The sequence below is a fragment of the Dermacoccus sp. UBA1591 genome (genome assembly GCF_002322065.1).
In the GTDB taxonomy this organism is placed as follows: Bacteria; Actinomycetota; Actinomycetes; order Actinomycetales; family Dermatophilaceae; genus Dermacoccus; species Dermacoccus nishinomiyaensis.
In genome coordinates, this window is sequence record NZ_DCNR01000017.1 from 1 (window position 1) to 17,697 (window position 17,697).

A 17,697-nucleotide genomic window follows, 5' to 3' on the forward strand; every position below is an offset into this window, starting at 1 on the left:
CTCGAACTCGAAAGGAAGCGCCATCACACCCGGGACGCTTCACTTCGTGGCAGCGTAATAACCCGCTAGTGAACGGTCCTGGTGCTCAGTCAGACGCCACAACTCACCCCAGGAGCGAGACGCTGCGCTGACCGTAGCTGCCTCGTCCAACCACATTTCAGGGCGGGGGAAGGCTAACGCCAGCGCTGACGCCAAAAGGGGCGGGGCCAGCACCCATGTGGGGTTCGATCTGCCCAGCGCAGCCTGTTCACTTCTCACGTCCGCCAACCTATCGAGATAGCCGCCCCCACCGGCCCCTACACACGCTCGGGACCGTGGCAGAAACGGTCGTTTGAGCTACTGCGCAGCTGCTGACTTCTCCGCGTCGGAGCGCAGGACGCAGAACTGGTTGCCCTCGGGGTCTGCGAGGGTGACCCATCCGGTTCCTGGGCTGTGGATGTCGCGACGGTCGGCGATGAAACGCGCGCCCAGGGCCTGGAGGCGTTCGACCTCTTCGTCGCGAGTGCCTTCGCGTGGGCGTAGGTCGAAGTGGATCCGGTTCTTGCCCGGTGTGGGGTCGTCCACCTGGATGAACAAGATCGTGTGGCCGGTGGCGGGGTCGAAGATCGGGCATTCGACGTCGCCAGGCTCGTTGGGGTCGTCGGCGTTTTCGTCGTAGGAGAGGACCTGCCGCCAGAACTCGGAGAGTTCGTAGGCGTTGAGACAGTCGACTGATACATGGGAAACATAGCTACTCATGGAAATAAGCCAACGGCTCGGGGGTCCTCTTGTCGAGAGATTTTCGAGCTGTCTCCGACAGGTGGACTGGTGGTGCAAAAACGATGATCGCGCCCATGGCTTTGCCACACATGGTTCTGCACGTAGTTCTGCTACACGATTCGGTAGCTCAACTACGTGCAGAACCACGCCTGGCCGAGATGTAGCAGAAACGAACGCGAGTTCAACCGGTCAACGCACCACCACCGATAGGGGATCGTGGGTGTCATGGCCGGGTTGTCGAACGAGCAGCAGGAGAACGTCTGGGCGTTGTGGGCGAAGGGTGAGCCGATCAGGCTCATCGCCCGCACGATCGGCGTCAGCCAAACCCCAGTCCGGACGCTGCTGCGCCGCCATGGCGGAGTGAAACCGCCGCCGCGCGCCCGGAACCGGCGGCACCTGGCGCTGAGTGAACGTGAAGAGATCTCCCGCGGCCTCGCCGCCGGCTTGTCGTGCCGTGTCATCGCCGCTCGGCTGGGGCGCCATCACACGAGCATCAGCCGCGAAGTCGCCCGCCACGGCGGCCCCGGCACCTATCGCGCGGCCATCGCTGACGCGGGCGCGTGGCGCAACGCGCGCCGCCCGAAACCCTCACGTCTTCACCGCGACACGGCGCTGTCGAGCCTGGTCGCGGCGAAGCTGGAACGAGGGTGGTCACCCACCCAGATCGCCCACTGGCTACGGCGCGAACAGCAGGATTCGTTGTCGCACGAGTCGATCTACCACGCCCTGTACACCGGCCAGATCCGTGCGCCACGACAGGGAAGCCTCTTGCGATCAGGGCGATCCCTGCGCCATGCGCGCGTCGCGAAACCCCGACAACGCCGCGGCGTGTTGCGGAACATGACCTCCATCCACGATCGACCCGCCAGCGTCGAAGACCGGGCCGAAGTCGGCCATTGGGAAGGTGACCTCGTCATGGGCCGACGCCCGTCCGCCGTGGCCACCCTCGTCGAACGCTCCACCCGCCTGGTGCGCGTCGTCGCCCTGCCAAACGGGTACAAGGCTGACGCCGTCAGGGACGCTCTCATCGAGAATCTCGCCGACGTGCCGCCGCAGTTTCGTCGGTCGTTGACGTGGGATCGCGGCAGGGAAATGGCCTTCCACGACCAGGTGACGCACGCCCTGGGCATGCAAGTGTTCTTCTGTGACGCCCGTTCGCCATGGCAGCGCGGCACGAACGAAACTCCCCCGCGCGCTTCGCTCCAAGCAGGAGGTGCCCCCAGCGAACCGCCTGCTGCGTCAGTACCTCGCGAAGAACGCCGACCTACGCTCCTTCACCCAGACCGACCTCGACACCATCGCGACGCGCATCAACGAACGGCCCCGCAAGGTCCTCGGCTGGGCCTCATCCCACGACGCCTTCACCGATAGCCTGAACACCATCAATGGTGCGTTGACCGGTTGAATCCGCCATGCTGGGTCGACATGAAACCCGAAGCGGCCGAGCGCATCGTCGAGCAAGTCCGCCGCCATCGCCGTGTCGCGACCGCGACCATCCTTCGAGCGGTGGAGCAGATGGCGGCGGACGGGAGGGACCGCCGAGTGCGGCTGATGCTCGAGCTGCAGGCCCACGGCGCGGAGTGGTTCTCCGACCCGGCCGCGGGCTCTGTGCTGTTCGGCACGTTCTACGACCTTCTCCACGCGGACGGCGCGCGTCTGCCCGAACGACGCTGCGGAGGCTGCGGCACCACGCGCACGCTCACCGAACGCGTCGAGGGACGAGTGAGCTGCCGACGCTGCTACCGGATCGCGCACCATGCCCCCTGCGATGGCTGCGACGACGTCACCAACCTGGAGCGGGTGCTCTCCGACGGGCGGCGACTCTGCCAACGCTGCACGAACAAGCTCCCCGACGAGAACGCCGTCTGCGTGAGCTGCGGCAACCATCGACTGATCGCCTACCGCAGCCCGGAGGGCCCGCTGTGTTCAACGTGTCGGAGCTCCTCCCGGCTGGACACCTGCACGGACTGCGGGGAGCTTGCGCCCTGTTTGTTCCACGGCAGCGAGAAAGCGATCTGCAAACCCTGCTCCGACAAGGCCAGCGTCGACACCTGCACGATCTGCGGGAACGAGCGGCAATGCCGCTGGCCGGGAACCGCGCGAGCCGCCTGCGAGCAGTGCTCCAACCCTCGCCAGCCCTGCGTGAGCTGCGGGGAGGTCCGGCTGCGCCACAAGCGCACCGAAGACGGCTCCGGCTATCTCTGCTGGGCCTGCGTTCCGCCGATCATCGAGACCTGCACAAGCTGCGGAGACGCTCGGATAGTGAACGGCCGGATCGAGGGCCGGCCGTTCTGCCCGCTCTGCTATCCCCGCCAACCGGAGTCGTTCCGCCCCTGCACCAGCTGCGGGACCATCACACGGCTGATCGCGAAGCTCTGCCCCCGTTGCCGAGCCGATCAGATGATCCGGGAGATGGTGCCCGACGAGCTCGCCGCCTCCGATGCACGCATCGCGCATCTGCGAGAGCGGTGGTTCCAGGGTGCTCCGTCGAAGATCGTCTACGCCTTCGAACGCGGCACCGTCGCCTGCACGCTGATCACCCGAGTGCTCACCGCCCCATCCCTGCGCACTCACGCCTACCTCGACCAGGCCGGCTCGGAGTATCAGACCCGAGCGGTTCGGTCCGTGCTCATCGACCACGGGCTGCTCCCACCGCGGGACGAGCTGCTCGCCCGGTTCGAGCTCTGGCTCGACAGCGCACTTGCCGAGATCCCCGACCCGGGTGAACAGCGCACCGTCACCCAATACGCGCGATGGCGACACCTGCGCGCACTGCGCCGCAACACGATGCCGTCCCGATCAGGCCAGCTGTCCTGGCGGCGGCTCGAGATCGCGGGGATCATCGAACTGCTGGAATGGATCCATACCCGCGGAGGTTCTCTCGTGTCCCTCACCCAGGCGGATGTCGATGAATGGCTCACCGGCGGCCGACGCCCGTTCCTGCACCACTTCCTGACCTGGACCGCACGGGCCGGCGCATCCCGACCGCTCACCGCTCCACGCCCGCCATCAGGAGCCTTGAGCCCGCAAGCCATGAGCGACGAGGAACGCTGGCGGCTGCTCGCCGATGTCACCTCCGACCCGTCCATCAACCCGCACACGAAGCTCGCCGCGGGGCTGATGCTCATGTTCGGCGTCCGGGCGGCGAAGATCGTCCAGTTGCGCGCGGAAGACGTCACCGTCACGGACCAGGCCGTGGTCGTCCGCCTCGGCCAGGAACCTCTCGTGCTCCCCGCCGAGCTCGCGCCGGCGGCCGCGGGAGCCGCCAGCAACCGCACCGCGCCTCGCATGTTCGTGGAGAGCATCGAACAGGAGTGGGTCTATCCCGGAACCCGGGCCGGGCATCACATGGCCCCCGACACGCTGAATACCCGGCTCCGCGCTGCCGGCATCCCGCCGCGACTTGCCCGCACCGGCGCGCTGATAGCGCTCGCGCAGGAACTCCCACCCGTCGTTCTCAGCCGGCTGACTGGCCTGGACATCTCCTCCGCGATCGCCTGGTCCAACGCGATCGGCGCGAACAGCACCGCCTACGCCGCCGCGGTCGTCGAGCGCGTCGGCATGCCCCTCCCAGTCGTCCTGCACTGAAATCTGACGATGACGTTTCCAGGGATGTCACGTCGTGAGAATCGGGCGGCACCGATTCTGCTCGGCGGTCAACTCGTCCTGATCGTGGCCGCGCTCTCCTTCGACATAGGCCACGAACAACACCCACGCCGTGTCCGATGATCGGCGTCGGGTGGGAGGGCGTCTGGTGTCCGAGTTCGTCGTTCCGGTCAACCACGTCGTATGACCTTGACGTGCAGGAGCCGCTCAATGCCGCTCGGTCGGCGCGCTCGGCCGGTCCCCGGGAGAGTGCGTCGACTGAGGGTCGCAGCAGTCCTCCTCGGTCCTCCGTCCGGAGTTCCGACGGCGTTGATGAAGGAATCCGCTTAGTAGCACGATGAGCACCACGGTGGTAGACAGGCCGGCGATGACGCCGGTGTTGCTTTGGAGCCAGTTCGATATCGTCGCCGAGACAGCGGCGACGTCGGTGCGCCCTGCGGAAGGGGCATCGCCGACGACAACTGGAAACCAGTACCAAGCCAGGTAGACGCCGGTGAGGATCAGGACGGCGGCGGTGACCTTGGGAACGAATCGTGTCAGTGCGGCGATCCGCCTGGACAGCACAGAACCGGCTACGGCGGCGACCACGGCGACAAGCAGCAGGACGGTGGCGGAGCCGGCGGCATAGATGGCGAAGACGAGGAGCAGCCCGACGAAACTGGCTGTCGCCTGGGCCTGGGCGATGACCGCGAGGAGTACGCCGAAGGTGCACGACAGCGAGGCCGCGGCGTAGCCGACGCCGAAGACGACCATGCGCACGGCGCTGGGCAGCCGTTCGATTGCGCGGCCGGGTATGCCGGGAAGCCGGAGGGACATAGAGCGTCCGGCTAGCATCGCCCCGCCGAGCAGCACCAACAGGATCCCGACGGCGAGGCCGAGGGCTGGGGCGGCCTGGATCAGGCCCCGTGCGCCGGCGCTTACCGCGACGCCAGCCAAGGCGAGCGTGCCCGCAAACCCGATCGTCAGCGCGAGGCCAGCCCGTAGGGCGCGCAGCAGGCGCACCGGGGCTGAGGAAGAGGCGGCGTCGCCCAGCGCATGGGTGATCCAGGCCGGGAGCAGCGCGAAGCCGCAGGGATTGACGGGGGCGATCATCCCGGCGGCGAAGGCAAGGGCGAGGAGTCCGCCCATCGCTCAGGCCCCGGCCTTGTGGAGCGCGGAGACGATCGTATCGGCGTCGGGGTCGGTGGCGCGGAAGGTCACCTGTCCGTCACTGTCGACGATGATCAGTGTAGACAGCGCGGCGACCCCGAAGCGCTGGGACAGCGCCGCGCCCTCGTCGATGGCGGCGGGGACATGCACGGCGTCGACGTACTCCATGAACCTCTGAATGGTCTCGGTAGGTTCGCGCGGATCCATGTCGACGGCGAGGAACTGGGCATCGATGCCGGCCTCCTCGGCCGCGGCTGCCGCCTGACCGAGGGATCGGACTCCGCCGACGCATTCGCCGCAGCCGACGGAGAAGAAGAACACCGCGGTGGGCTTCCCGGCGGCGGGCAGGCTGATCCGCTGAGCGTCGATGCTGGTCACCGTCGCGGCGGTGGCAGTCTCGGCAGAGACGGGATCCTTATCAACGGTGCCGCAGGCGGTCAGGATGAGCGAGCCTGCGAGCAGGAGGGTGGCGAGCGAACGACGGGCGCGGGAGCTGATCATTGGTTCTGTTCGCCCTTCGGGTCGGTGCGGTGAGCGGATTCGGTGGGCGGGCAGCAGTCAGGTTCGACACGGCCGCGGCGGGTTCGGCGGCGGACGACGACGAGCAGCACGATCGCGAGGAGCGCAATGCCCACGCCGATCACCCACGGGTTGCCGAGAAGGAGCCCGCCGATGCCAGTAAGCATTCCGCCGGCGATGAGCACGGGCAGCGCGCAGCAGATCGTCATGAGGAGCACGGCACCGGCTCCCAGGAGTAGGCCACCGCCTCGCGTTCGGTCGTCGTGTTTGGAGGTCATAGCGTTCTCGAATCCTTCTGTGTCGCGGGTCAACAGCAGCGGGGACAGTCGTCGGCCACCGGGGTGTCGTCCTGAAGCAGGTCGAGCAGGCTCGTTGTGAGCTCGTTGCCGATCCGGTAGGCCTCGGCCACCGACACCACCTCGGCACCGGGATGCTCAGAGAGCCACCCGGTGGCGTCGTCGACGGAGGCGAAATAGTGCACCTGGTTGCAGAAGGCCGAGCGGATCGAGGTGATCTGCTCCAGGTTCACCAGCGACACCACGGCGCTCGGGGGTGTGACGCCGGTGACACCGGCAACCGGATCGATGGTGACGCGGATCGTCTCTCCGCTGGCCGGGGAGACGGACTCCACGCGCGCTGGGCGATCGAGGAGGGCCGGGAAGATGAGGGTGTCCAGGGCGCACCAGGTGTAGAGCTCCTCACCGTCGACGGTGAACCGGTGCGGTGTAGGGCGCAGCGTGAGGCCCTGGCCGACGATTCGGCCCTGGTCGTCGTACTCGGTGTCCTGCATCGCGGCCAGTCCGAGCCGTACCTCGTCGATCGTGCGGCCCGCAGCCACGGACAGCTGTTGGACGGTGACGGGGTCACCGTCGGCGAGCAGCCGCAGCAGCGGGATGAGCAGGCCGGTCTCTCCCAGTCGGCTGAGCCGCTCGGGCAGTTGCATGCTGAGGTCAGACATCGTGGGTTCCTCCAGTTCGTTCACGCGCAGCACGACAGGAGCGACGGGTCGGTGGTGAAGGCCTTGGCGGCGATCCGGATGCCCTCGGCCATGGTCAGGTAGGGGGCCCAGGCGTCGGCGACCTCGGCGACCGTCTTGCCGAGCACGTGGACCCCGGCGGCGGCGAGCTCGCCGGCGTCCTTGGCGACGGCGGTGATGCCGAGGATCTTCCCGGTGTCGGCGTCCACGACGATCTTGACGAAGCCGCGGGTGTCGCGGTTGACCAGTGCGCGGGGCACGTGGTGCAGGGGCAGGACGCGGCAGTCGCAGCGGATCCCGGCGGCGACGACGTCCTTCTCGGTCATCCCGACCGCGCCGATCGCCGGGCCGGTGAACGTCACCCTCGGCAGTCGGGCGTAGTCCACGGCCCGATCGGCGTCGGCGAACGCGTTCTCGGCGACGAGGGTGCCGTGGTGGGCGGCGACGTAGACGAACTCGGGGTGGCCGGTCACGTCGCCCGCGGCCCAGATCCGCGGGTGGGAGGACTGCATCCGGTCGGAGACGACCACCTCGCCGAGGTCCCCGGTCTTGACCCCGACCCTGTCGAGGCCGAGCCCATCGGTGGCCGGTCGTCGTCCGAGGGCGACGAGCACCTGGTCGGTGCGGAACTCCTCCCGGCCGCCGGCGACGTCCGCGGTGACGACGGCCTGCCCGGTCGCGGCGTCGCGGGACACCCGCGTCGGCAGCGCGCGGCGGACCACCCGGATGCCCTCGTCGGCGAACACCTCCTGCAGCGTCCTGGACACCTCCGGCTCCTCCTTCGACGCGAGCCGGGACCGGACCAGCACGGTGACCTGGGAGCCGAGCCGGGCGAACAGCTGCGCCTGCTCCAGGGCGACGTAGCCGCCGCCGAGCACGAGCAGGGACTCAGGGAGTTCGGTCAGCTCCATCGCCGTGGTCGAGGTCAGGTACCCGGTCTGGTCCAGGCCGTCGATCGGCGGGGCCCACGGCCGAGAGCCGGTCGCGACCAGGTAGTGCCCGGCCTCGATCGTCTCGGTGCTCCCGTCGTCCCCGGCGACCTGGAGGACCGGTGCGTCGGGGGTGCCGGCGAACGCGGCATCGCCGCGGTGGACGGCCCAACCGTAGGAGTCGGCGACGTCGGCGTACTTCTCGCCCCGCAGCGACTCGACCAGCGCCTGCTTCCCGGCGATCAGGGCGGGCATGTCCACTGGCCCCGCCGTCGTCGCGATCCCCGGGAACCGGTCGGCGGTGTCGGCCGCGGAGTGCCGTGCGTCGGCCGCGGCGATCAGGGCCTTCGACGGCACGCAGCCGGTGTTCACGCAGGTGCCACCGAGCGTCCCGCGCTCGATCATCACCACCGACTTGCCGAGCGTGGTCGCGCGGATCGCGGCGGCGAACGCACCACCGCCCGATCCGATGATGGCGAGGTCGTACTTCGTGGGCATCGCAGCTCCCGTCACTTGGGTTTCTCTTCTTTCTCGGCCATACTGGACCTTCCAGTGCAGGGGAAGGTCAAGAAGGCTTCTGCCGAAAGAAAAGGGGGCCTGCGATGCGCATCGGGGAACTCGCCGAGCGGGCGGGAACGACGGCGAAGACGCTGCGGTTCTACGAGGAGCAGGGCCTGCTGCCCCCGGCCGAGCGCACGCCGTCCGGATACCGCGACTACGCGCCCGAGACGGCCGCCCGGATCGACTTCGTCCACCGCGGCCAGGCCGCGGGCCTCACCCTCGCCCAGATCCGCCAGATCCTCGACATCCGCGACGGCGGCGCTGCTCCCTGCGAGCACGTGCGCGATCTCCTCGACGCGCGCTTCGCCGAGATCGGGCAGCAGATCGCCCAGCTCACAGCGCTCCGAGACACCATCGCCGAGCTCAGGCACGACGCCGCGCAGCCCGACCCCGACTCGTGCAGCGCGGACCAGGTCTGCCGGTACCTGTAGCTCACGGAAAATCCTCTCGGCTCTCCCAAGCGACGAGAACGGAAAGTCGTGCAGAATCCCCCGTCCGCCAAATAGCGCCAAATCAAATAACGCGCACTACCAATATGCGCTTGACGCGAGTTGGACCCATTCAGAGTCAGCCATCAGCCGGCCAGGTAATCATCGAGTGCGCGGCGCATGATGGCGGAGGCGCTGGTGTGCTCGTCGTGGACGCGACGGCACACTGCGTCGAGGCAGGCAGTGACGGTTTCGGCGCGCTTGGTGCCAACGGTGTGGGGCCGGCCCACGGAGTTGAGAGTCGCGCCAGGGAAGCCGTCTTCACCGTCGGTGATGGGCTGGTCGTTCATGGTGCCCCACCGGCCATGCTGGTCGGGGCCGGTCGCGGTAACGAAGGTGCGCTCGGCCATTGCGGCTTCCTTTCGGTCGCTTTCAAGGTGGATTTGCGGTGTGCGCGATGGCTTGGACCTCGCTGAATAGGGTGGCCCTGCAGCTTTTCTGCATGTGGTGCGAGGGTAGTGCGTAGGCCGTCCGGAACCCGAACCAGGCCAGGTTCGTGAGGCTGCACCCCGTAGAGGCCCAAAGGGGCTCATCCCAGTCGAGGGTGTAGACGGGGTCTGAACCCGCCGGTCTCGAGCAGGCTCCTGGCGATGTAGTTGGTGAGGTTGCGGAACCCAAGAGCACTGCCGCGGAGGTGTTCGAGGCGGCCGTTGATCGCCTCGGTCGGACCGTTGGACGTGCCGGGGCGGTCGAAGTAGGCGAGCACGTCGTCGGCGCGCTTCCTCAGCGTCCGGCCGAGTGTGGTGAGTTCGACCAGCGCCCTCGGGACACCGCTGCTGATCGAGGCAATCAGGTTGGCCATGAGCTCGCGGCCGTGGTGGCGGTCTTCGTGGCGGTAGGCGGCGATCATCCGCTGGTAGATCCCCCAGGTCGCCTCGACCTCGACATGCTCCTCGGCCCCGAACAACGTGCGGAGTCGAGCGGCCTGCTTGTCGGTCAGCAGCTCGGCGCCGGTGTGCAGGGTCCGCCGCGCGGCATACAGCGGGTCGCCCTTCATCCCGCGGTGGCCGTGGATGGCCTGCTGCACCCGGCGCCGGCACCGGTCGAGCGCGTCCCCGGCGAGGCGGACGACGTGGAACGGATCCATGACCGCCACCGCGTCGGGGAGCTCCTCGGCGGCGGCGGTCTTGAAGCCGGTGAACCCGTCCATCGCGACGACCTCGATCCCGTCGCGCCAGGTGTCGGGTCGGGCGGCGAGCCAGGTCTTGAAGGCCTCCTTCGAGCGACCCTCGACCATGTCCAGCAGCCTGGCGGGGCCGGTCTTGTCGCGGATCGGGGTCAGGTCGATGATCACGGTGACGTACCTGTCGCCGCGCCTGGTGTGCCTCCAGACGTGCTCATCGACGCCGATGACCCTCACGCCGTCGAAGCGGGCCGGGTCGTCGATGAGAACACGTCGGCCTTCAGCAAGCACGGCGTCGTTGACGGTGTCCCAGGCGACGTCGAGTCCCTCGGCGATCCGGGTGACGGTGAGGTGCTGCACGACCAGCGCTTCGAGCGCCCACTGCAGCCCACGGCGCGAGAGCTTCGACCGCGGCTCGGCCGCACGGGTGGTGTCTTGGCGCCACACGTGCCCGCAGCCGGTGCAGCGGTAGCGACGCACCGCGACCTCCAACACCGTCGGTCGCCACCCCAGCGGCTCGTGCGCGAGCCGACGGATCACGGTGTCCCGAGCAGCGCCTTCGGCGCCGCAGCGTCGACACCACTCGTCCGGGGTCAGGACTCTGCAGGCGAGCACCGCGCGGTCGGGCTCGAGGCGCTGGCCGGTCACGACGAGGTCGAGTTCGTCGAGTCGGCAGAACGTTGTCAGGTCCGGGCGAGCGAAGCGGGCCCGAGCGGTAGCGACAGGCAACGACGTCAGACCTCCGGATGTCAGGCGTGGAACGTCATCTTCCGAAGACCTCGACCACGATCTAGCCACCGTCGCGCCGGAGTCGCTTCGATCAACGAGTACACCTCATCAGAAGCCCGTTGCCAAGGCCTTGCTCCGTTGTGAGCGACGACGTCGTGGGGATGGGGATCTCAGTCAGTGCAGGGCGCCGAGCTCGACGAGAAGAACGCCGGCGATGATGAGTGCGATGCCGCCCATCATGAGCGCGGTGAGCGGCTCCTTGAAGAGGGCTTTGGACGCGACGGCCGTTAGGGCAACTCCGGACGCTGCCCAGATGCCGTAAGCGACACCGAGGCCCAGGCCCTCATTAAGGGCGAGGGTGAGAAACGCGAAGGCCAGGAGGTAGCCGCCGGCGACGGCGGCGTAGTAGGCGCGGACGCCAGTAGCTGCCATGCGCAGCGAGAGGGTAGCGCTGACCTCGGCAATGATGGCTCCGAGGAGGAACAGGTAAGCCATCAGGTGGCTTCTTCGAGGTTCTTGGCCGCGTGCTGGGAGCCGAGTTCGACGGTGAGGACGCCGGCAATGATGAGGACGATGCCGACGCCCATGAGTGCGGTGAGGGTTTCATCGAAGATCAGCGACGACATCACGGCGGTGGTGGCGACACCGAGGGCGCCCCAAATGCCGTAGGCGACGCCCAGCGCCATGCCCTGACGCAGAACGAGGGCGAGGAGAATGAACGAGGCGATGTAGCCAGCCGCGACGAGCACGTACAGTCCGGGTCGATCGAGTGCTCCCTTCAGCGACAGCGAACCGGTGACCTCGCTGAGGATGGCCCCCGCGAGCAGTAGCCACTTGGTCATGAGTTCTCCTGGATGAGGTGGTGTGCGAGTGCTCGAATGGCGTCGGTGTCCTCGTCGGATAGGGCGATGCCGTTGCCGGCGGTGTTGAGCCAGATGCCGTCGGCCAAGAGTCGGACGCCGTGGAGGCGGGCCCGCTGGTCGGCCGGAAGGGTCTCGGGGACGTCGACCCAGGCCCCCATGCGGCTGTTCCATCGCTCGGTGAGCGGCTCGCGCAGGCGGGGGTCGGTGAACATGACCAGGTCGCCGTAGTCGAACGGCCCGTCGCAAGCCCAGTCAACGTAGGCGGCGAGGCGTTCGCTGATCGTGGGTACGTTTGGGTTGGTGGTAGCCAGGCGGGCGGCCAGATCCCGCTCGTAGCCGTCGAGGAGGTGGTCGATGACGGCGGTCATCAGTGCTTCCTTGGTTGGGAAGTGGTACATCAGGCCAGCCTTAGTGATTCCTGCAGCGCGAGCTGCGGACACCAGGGAGACAGAGGCGCCAGTGCGGGCCCACGCAAGAGTGCTGGCGAGAACGCCGCCTCGCGCCGACGGTCGGTGGGCAGGTGCACTAGTACTCATATCGACAACTCTACCTACCGGTAGGGTAAGTAACAAACTCATGGTGAGCTGGGCCTCCCGAGCTGAGCGTCAGCATGCTAAGAGCGTGACCGCCCGGCACCTACGACGCCCCGGCCAAGGCGATCAACGGATGACTCGAACACCTCTGTGACTTCCGCGCGTGGGTTCCGAAACCTCATCAACTATCGCTAGGCCACTACTCAAAGCCGGCGACTTCCAGACCGCGACTACACCCTCGATTGGGATGAGCCGGTTAACTCCCGGCTGGGTAACGACGCTACGCAGCCATCACCCATCGAATCGCTGCTGTGCCAACGCGCCCCAGGCGCTCATCACCCGGCCGCGAATGCAGCTGCAGTTCGCTTCGCGCCCAAGACGGAAGAACCGCGACCGCGCCACGTACAAGGAGCGAGTAACCCGGCCGCGCACCGCGTGGAAGAGGCGGGTCGCGCAGGAGGAAGTGTTGAGCATCGAGGCAGTCCCTCGTCGCGTGCAGCGCAGGCCGGTACGTCGCCAGCTGCTCGAGCATGGCGACCATCGTTGTCGGGGCGTGCGTCACCCCGAGCAGCTGCGCCGAGTGGCGTGCCTGGTCGACGTAGGTGTCGTACTGCGCGGCATCGAGGTGTACGTGTCCATACAGCTGGTGGGCGCGCGCGAAGCAGAACGTCTCGGCGACGTGCACCCACCGCAGCAGGTCCGGGTCGCCCGCGCGGTAGGGGGTGGCTTCGAACGTGCCCGTGACGGTCTCGTGGATGCGTCGCACCGCGGCGATCATGGCTTCGGCGTGTTCGATCGTGCCGAACGACGTCGTCGCGATGTAGTGGCTGGTGCGCTGCAACCGACCCCACGGGTCGGATCGGTAGCCGCTGTGCTGGGCGACGCCGGCCATCGCAAGCGGATGCAACGACTGCAGCAGCAAGGACGCGAGGCCCCCGATGAACATGGAGGCGTCGGCGTGCACGATCCACAACGGGTCGTTCTCGTCGAACCAGCGAGGCCCGGGCGAGTCCCAGATGCGGGCGCGCGCCCGCTCCGCGTCGGGCCCGGCCACACCGTCACGCAGCTTTAGCGACAACTGGCGCCGAAGAGCAAAAACCGCATCCATGCGCCCATCGTGCCAGGCCCCCATCACACCCACGGACGGCACGTACACGCTCGCACCACAAGCTGCTTCCCAGCCGTCGGCTGCGAACGCGCCGCCCCGCATGCCTCCGGCCCCCCGGTCGCTCAGCACCAACATGACGACTCGAGCGCTGACAAACAGAGGACCATACGATGCCGATGTACGACCTGAGGTCGGCTCTGCAGGACGATCCGGTGGCAGGCGATGAATGAGGCCCTGGGCAAGAAAACCTGGCGTCTTCGTGGGCCAGGCTGGAGTGCGCTGCGCGTGTTAGGGCGAAGGCGCGTCGGATCGTATCTGTACGTCCCCTATTGTCCGGTCTGTGCGAGCCAAGCGGCCCTGACGGAGGCGGTGCGTGCTACCGCCGGTCACCGCCATCCAAGAATGACGTACCCGCGCGGCAAGATGGAAGCCATGAACCTCACCCGCCCCGAAACCACGCACGACGTCGTCATTATCGGCGCGGGCAACGCCGGCATCGCGCTGGCCGCTCGGCTACGTCGTGACGATCCCGATCTGGACATCGCCATCGTCAGCCCCGAAGGGCTGCACACCTATCGCCCGCTGCTTTCCTACGTTGGTGCAGGGCTTGCGACGCTGCGCAGGGCGCAACGGCCTCAAAGCAAGCAGATCCCTGCGGGATGCACTTGGTATCGCGAATCGGTCGTCGAGTTGACCCCCGCTCCAGTCTCAGGCGAGGTGGACGCGACAAGCGCGCATCAGGTGCATACAGATGCCGGACGGCGTATTAGCGCCACCGACGTCGTCGTGTGCCCCGGCACCCATATTGACTGGGACGCCACCCCCGGACTGCGTCAGGCATGCGCTTCACCTCACGCCTCGACGAACTACGAGCCGACCATGGCCAGCGCAACATGGGACATGCTCAAGAACCTGCGCCAGGGCAACGCGGTGTTCACCATCTCGAGCCGCAACGCACCCTGCCCGTCCGTTGGCCTAAAGCCACTGTTTCTCGCCGCGGACCATTGGCGCCGCGAAGGGCGCCTGGAGAACATCACGATGACCGTGCTCAACGAGAACAGCGACTTCACCGGCCTACCCCGCGCGAACAACGAGATCGACTCCCGCCTGCGACGCCTTGGTGTCCACGTGCGTTCCGGTATCACCGTTGAATCCATCGACGCAGACTCGCGCCACGTCACCACGCGCGACGTCGACGGCAACGCTACTCATTGGCCCTACGACGCGTTGCACGTCGTACCAGCCCACCGTGGCCACGACTGGGTCGCCGACGCGGGTATCGCTCGACCCGGGACAGGCCTGATTGACGTCGACGAGCGCACCCTGCATCACCGGCGAAACGACGGGATTTGGTCACTAGGGGACGCCGCGCAACTCGGTACCGCCTCCTCTGGTGGCGGTCTACGACGCCAGGTCCCCGTCCTCAGTGACAACCTCATCGCACGCCGCAACGGCAAACCCCTCGCGGCCCGCTATGACGGGTACAGCGTCGCACCAATCCCGATCGATCGTCGCCGCCTCATCTTGGCAGAGTGGGACCGTCAGGGCCACGAGGAACAGACCCTGTCATTCATCTCTCTGGCGCGGCCCAGAATGGCCACTTTCGCCTTCGACCTCTTCGCCCAACCGCTGATCTACTGGCATCGCCTCCTGAAGGGGAAATGATCCGGGCAAGAGCGGGTCAAGCGCCTCGGTCGAGACCATCAGCGAGTAGGTATCGAGCGTGCCTGGTTGCGATCGGCAGCGCGGCAGTCAGTGCCACAGCGGGAACCGACACGGCATTGGCCTGCTGCTTATAGAACCCGCAAGTTGCATGTCTCGCCCCGCCGATAGCTGATCGGCAGGGGTCGTCTCTGCACACCGAGCAGCAGGGTGCTCAGATGCGACCCCCAGCGTCTCTCAGAGGTGTGCAAAACCCTTGGCCAAACTCAGGGCGCCAAAACCGTCTCCAGATGATGCGTTTTGCACTCCGCGTGCGTGGAGCCAACTGATGATGACGTGAACGTGTGGCAGCGAGCCGGGGCTTATCTCCGAGTGCACGGGGCCGACACGCCGCATGGCGCGTCACCTCAACCGAGTTCGGGCTCGTCTCTGCGTGTATGGGGCCGATCTGCGGAGGGTGAACCCGTGGCCACACGAACCGGGCTCATCTCCGCGTGCGCGGGGCCGACTTGACGATGAGGATGCCGAACTCGGTGCCGGCGGGCTCATCTCCCCGTGCGCGGGGCCGACGATCACCCCAGCCACAGCGGGCGGTGACCCCGGGGCTCATCTCCGCGTGCGTGGGGCCGACATCTTGAGTAGCGCGCCGCGGTTCGGTTTGTTGGGCTCATCTCCGCGTGCGCGGGGCCGACCCTTGCGGGGTGCTGTGTTTCCGCGCTTTGCAGTTGGTGGGGGAAGCATTTGCCCTCACTTTCGCTTCCCCGTCGGGGGGAGATGACCGGACGCGATTACACGGCCGGGGTGGCCCACCTCGCGGTGGGTCTTCCCGCTTCGCAGAACGTCGCGCGACAGATGTCTCACCGCGCCCTCCACGGGCGTTTTGCGACTCCTCCATGCCGGGGGCGTCGTGGGATGCGAGAGCGGCGCGAAGGACGTTCTTCGCCGCGTTGACGTCACGGTCAAGCACCGTGGCGCAGTTCTCGCAGTGGTACACGCGTTCCGACAGGGGCAGATTGGCTTTCTCCGCCCCGCACGTCGAACACGTCCTGCTCGTGGGAACGAAGCACCCTGAGGGCAGGAGCTGCGATCGGTACCACGAAGTCTTGTGGGTGAGTTGTCGCCGCATCTCGGCGAAGCTCGCGTCGAGGATGGAACGGTTGAGGCCCGCTTTCGCGGCGACGTTGCGGCCAGGCTTGTCGATGCTGCCTCGTGCGCTGCGCGTCATGACGGCGACGTTGAGGTCGTCGACAGCGACGACGGCGTGCGAGGTCGCGAGCTGCTTCGTGATGGCGTGCAGTGTGCTCGCGCGGTGCTGGGCGACAGCGGCGTGCTCTCGCGCGAGACGGGCTCGAGCCTTGACGCGGCCCGTCGTGGGTGTGACGCGTTGGCCACGCTTGGGGGTGTCGATGAGGTCGCCGTTGGGTAGGCGCCACTTGCTGCGCGACAAGGCGCGCTGGGCGCGGGTCAGCCGCTTCTGCGCCGCGCGCAGGTGGCGCGGGTTGTCGATGATGGTGGCGTCGCTGAAAGCCATCAGGTGGTGCACACCCACGTCGACCCCGACCGCGCCTGCGGCTTGCTGGCGCGGGGTGGGGTGGTCGGGGATGTCGAGTGTTTCCAGCGCGAGGATGCTCACTGACCAGCCGTTGCCCGCGCGGGAGATCGTGGCTGACTGGATGCGTGCCACGCCGCGACGGATGCGTCGGGCGAGGTGGCGGATGTTGCCCTTGAGCCGGATGGAGCCGGTGACGGAGATCTTCTTCGGCAGCGTCAGTCGGCGGTAGCCGTCCGGGCGGATGCTGGGACGCTTCACGTCGTGGGCCAGGGTGAAGCTATCGCGGCAGCGCCCCTTGGACTTGAAGCGGGGGTATCCGACACGCCGCCCGGCGCGTCGACCTGTCAGGGAGTCGAGCCAGTTCTGCCACGCCGTGTCAGCTTGGCGCATCCCCGAGACCCAGCTGCGGCGGTTGACCTCGGTGCGCCAGGCGTAATCCGGGTCGCGGTCGAACGCCTTCTCGTTGGTTTGGGATGTGGGGATGCGGTAGTAGCGCGAGGCGTCCTTCTTCGCGGCGGCGAGGGCCTGATCTGCGTCGAGGTGGCCGTAGCGGGTGTAGGTCAGATCGGCGACGCACGCGCTCCACATGCGGTGGGCGTGCACCTTGGCGCCGAGGGCCCAGTTGAAAGCGGCGCGGGAGGCGCCCGCATGAGAGGCCAGTGCTGCGGTCTGTGCGTCGGTCGGGTCCAGGGGGACGCGGTATGCGCGCAAGATTTCACGAGTGGTCATGGGGTGCCTCCTTCCTTGGTGAGAACCTAGTCGTGCACACCGACAACCCCGGAATTCCGGGGAATCTATGGGGTTGGGGGGTGTGGAGCTTCGTCGCGTTGTTGCGGGCTCGGGGTGGGACCCGTGCGCGGCCGTATGCGCGCGGGGATAACCCACTCGTTACGCACCCGCGTCTCGACGCCGCGCTCTGCCCACACGACGCGGCAGTGCCACAGCGAACCTTCGACACGCTGCTCGATGAGCAGGGCTTGCACCCACTCGCCGTCGACATACAACTCGACGTGCCCATCACGCGGTGCGACCCCACGAGGAAGCTCCCACGGGCGTTCGTCGGGGTCTTCGGGGATGCCGGCGCGTACCCCGATCGGTGCGACGTGCCCGTCCTTGCGATTCATCCCGCCAGCCATCGTT

The 17,697-nt window shown here is 67.5% G+C and carries 17 protein-coding genes and 1 pseudogene; 4 read left to right on the forward strand and 14 right to left on the reverse strand.

The window, feature by feature from the left end; genetic code table 11:
* Positions 1-336 precede the first annotated feature (336 nt).
* Positions 337-738, reverse strand: coding sequence for a VOC family protein (locus B2284_RS01545; protein ID WP_006946341.1), 402 nt, complete (start codon positions 736-738; stop codon positions 337-339).
* 246 nt (positions 739-984) lie between these two features.
* Here B2284_RS01545 and B2284_RS01550 point away from each other — a divergent pair.
* Together B2284_RS01550 and B2284_RS01555 are read left to right on the forward strand one after the other, a co-directional pair.
* A pseudogene (locus B2284_RS01550) lies at positions 985-2,164 on the forward strand (IS30 family transposase).
* A gap of 20 nt (positions 2,165-2,184) precedes the next feature.
* On the forward strand, positions 2,185-4,347 hold the full coding sequence (locus tag B2284_RS01555) for a hypothetical protein (protein ID WP_006947559.1): 2,163 nt from the start codon (positions 2,185-2,187) through the stop codon (positions 4,345-4,347).
* A 225-nt stretch (positions 4,348-4,572) separates the two neighbouring features.
* On the opposite strand, the gene B2284_RS01560 is transcribed toward B2284_RS01555, so the two are convergent.
* Genes B2284_RS01560 through merA form a run of 5 tightly spaced genes read right to left on the reverse strand, consistent with a single transcriptional unit; the run spans position 4,573 to position 8,436 of the window.
* A complete protein-coding gene (locus tag B2284_RS01560) occupies positions 4,573-5,493 on the reverse strand; it encodes a cytochrome c biogenesis CcdA family protein (protein WP_074046575.1) in 921 nt (306 codons plus the stop codon).
* A gap of 3 nt (positions 5,494-5,496) precedes the next feature.
* Complete coding sequence (locus tag B2284_RS01565) at positions 5,497-6,015, reverse strand: TlpA family protein disulfide reductase (protein WP_006947551.1); 519 nt, start codon at positions 6,013-6,015, stop codon at positions 5,497-5,499.
* Positions 6,012-6,311, reverse strand: coding sequence for a hypothetical protein (locus B2284_RS01570; RefSeq protein ID WP_006947549.1), 300 nt, complete (start codon positions 6,309-6,311; stop codon positions 6,012-6,014). The genes B2284_RS01565 and B2284_RS01570 overlap by 4 nt, the downstream gene beginning before the upstream one ends.
* A gap of 29 nt (positions 6,312-6,340) precedes the next feature.
* Positions 6,341-7,024: an organomercurial lyase MerB gene (gene merB, locus B2284_RS01575; protein ID WP_015780448.1), complete on the reverse strand. Its 684-nt coding sequence runs from the start codon at positions 7,022-7,024 to the stop codon at positions 6,341-6,343.
* Complete coding sequence (gene merA / locus B2284_RS01580; protein ID WP_074046576.1) at positions 7,012-8,436, reverse strand: mercury(II) reductase; 1,425 nt, start codon at positions 8,434-8,436, stop codon at positions 7,012-7,014. The genes merB and merA overlap by 13 nt, the downstream gene beginning before the upstream one ends.
* A 104-nt stretch (positions 8,437-8,540) precedes the next feature.
* Between merA and B2284_RS01585 the strand changes: the two genes are divergently transcribed.
* A complete protein-coding gene (locus B2284_RS01585) occupies positions 8,541-8,930 on the forward strand; it encodes a heavy metal-responsive transcriptional regulator (protein WP_006947558.1) in 390 nt (129 codons plus the stop codon).
* A gap of 143 nt (positions 8,931-9,073) precedes the next feature.
* Here the strand turns inward: B2284_RS01585 and B2284_RS01590 are convergent, their stop codons facing one another.
* The 6 genes from B2284_RS01590 to B2284_RS01615 all read right to left on the reverse strand — a co-directional run bounded on the left by B2284_RS01590 (position 9,074) and on the right by B2284_RS01615 (position 13,343).
* On the reverse strand, positions 9,074-9,337 hold the full coding sequence (locus tag B2284_RS01590) for a hypothetical protein (RefSeq protein ID WP_040015181.1): 264 nt from the start codon (positions 9,335-9,337) through the stop codon (positions 9,074-9,076).
* Positions 9,338-9,516: 179 nt separating this feature from the next.
* Complete coding sequence (locus tag B2284_RS01595; protein WP_074041251.1) at positions 9,517-10,839, reverse strand: ISL3 family transposase; 1,323 nt, start codon at positions 10,837-10,839, stop codon at positions 9,517-9,519.
* Positions 10,840-11,013: 174 nt separating this feature from the next.
* On the reverse strand, positions 11,014-11,334 hold the full coding sequence (locus B2284_RS01600; protein WP_006947550.1) for a DMT family transporter: 321 nt from the start codon (positions 11,332-11,334) through the stop codon (positions 11,014-11,016).
* A complete protein-coding gene (locus B2284_RS01605) occupies positions 11,334-11,681 on the reverse strand; it encodes a DMT family transporter (protein ID WP_131941950.1) in 348 nt (115 codons plus the stop codon). The genes B2284_RS01600 and B2284_RS01605 overlap by 1 nt, the downstream gene beginning before the upstream one ends.
* Positions 11,678-12,100 carry a TetR/AcrR family transcriptional regulator gene (locus B2284_RS01610; RefSeq protein WP_160126279.1) on the reverse strand — a complete coding sequence of 141 codons (423 nt, stop codon included), beginning with the start codon at positions 12,098-12,100 and terminating at the stop codon, positions 11,678-11,680. The genes B2284_RS01605 and B2284_RS01610 overlap by 4 nt, the downstream gene beginning before the upstream one ends.
* Positions 12,101-12,515: 415 nt before the next feature.
* Positions 12,516-13,343, reverse strand: a complete 828-nt coding sequence (locus tag B2284_RS01615; protein ID WP_040015183.1) for an oxygenase MpaB family protein — start codon at positions 13,341-13,343, stop codon at positions 12,516-12,518.
* 432 nt (positions 13,344-13,775) lie between these two features.
* On the opposite strand from B2284_RS01615, the gene B2284_RS01620 reads away from it, so the two are divergent.
* Positions 13,776-15,008 (forward strand): NAD(P)/FAD-dependent oxidoreductase, encoded by a 1,233-nt coding sequence (locus B2284_RS01620; RefSeq protein WP_040015184.1) that lies wholly within the window; start codon positions 13,776-13,778, stop codon positions 15,006-15,008.
* Between the two features lie 664 nt (positions 15,009-15,672).
* Here B2284_RS01620 and B2284_RS01625 read toward each other — a convergent pair.
* Positions 15,673-17,286 (reverse strand): RNA-guided endonuclease InsQ/TnpB family protein, encoded by a 1,614-nt coding sequence (locus B2284_RS01625; RefSeq protein ID WP_286697102.1) that lies wholly within the window; start codon positions 17,284-17,286, stop codon positions 15,673-15,675.
* 65 nt (positions 17,287-17,351) lie between these two features.
* Positions 17,352-17,697: hypothetical protein (locus B2284_RS01630; protein WP_286697103.1), on the reverse strand; the 346-nt coding region annotated here is incomplete at its 5' end.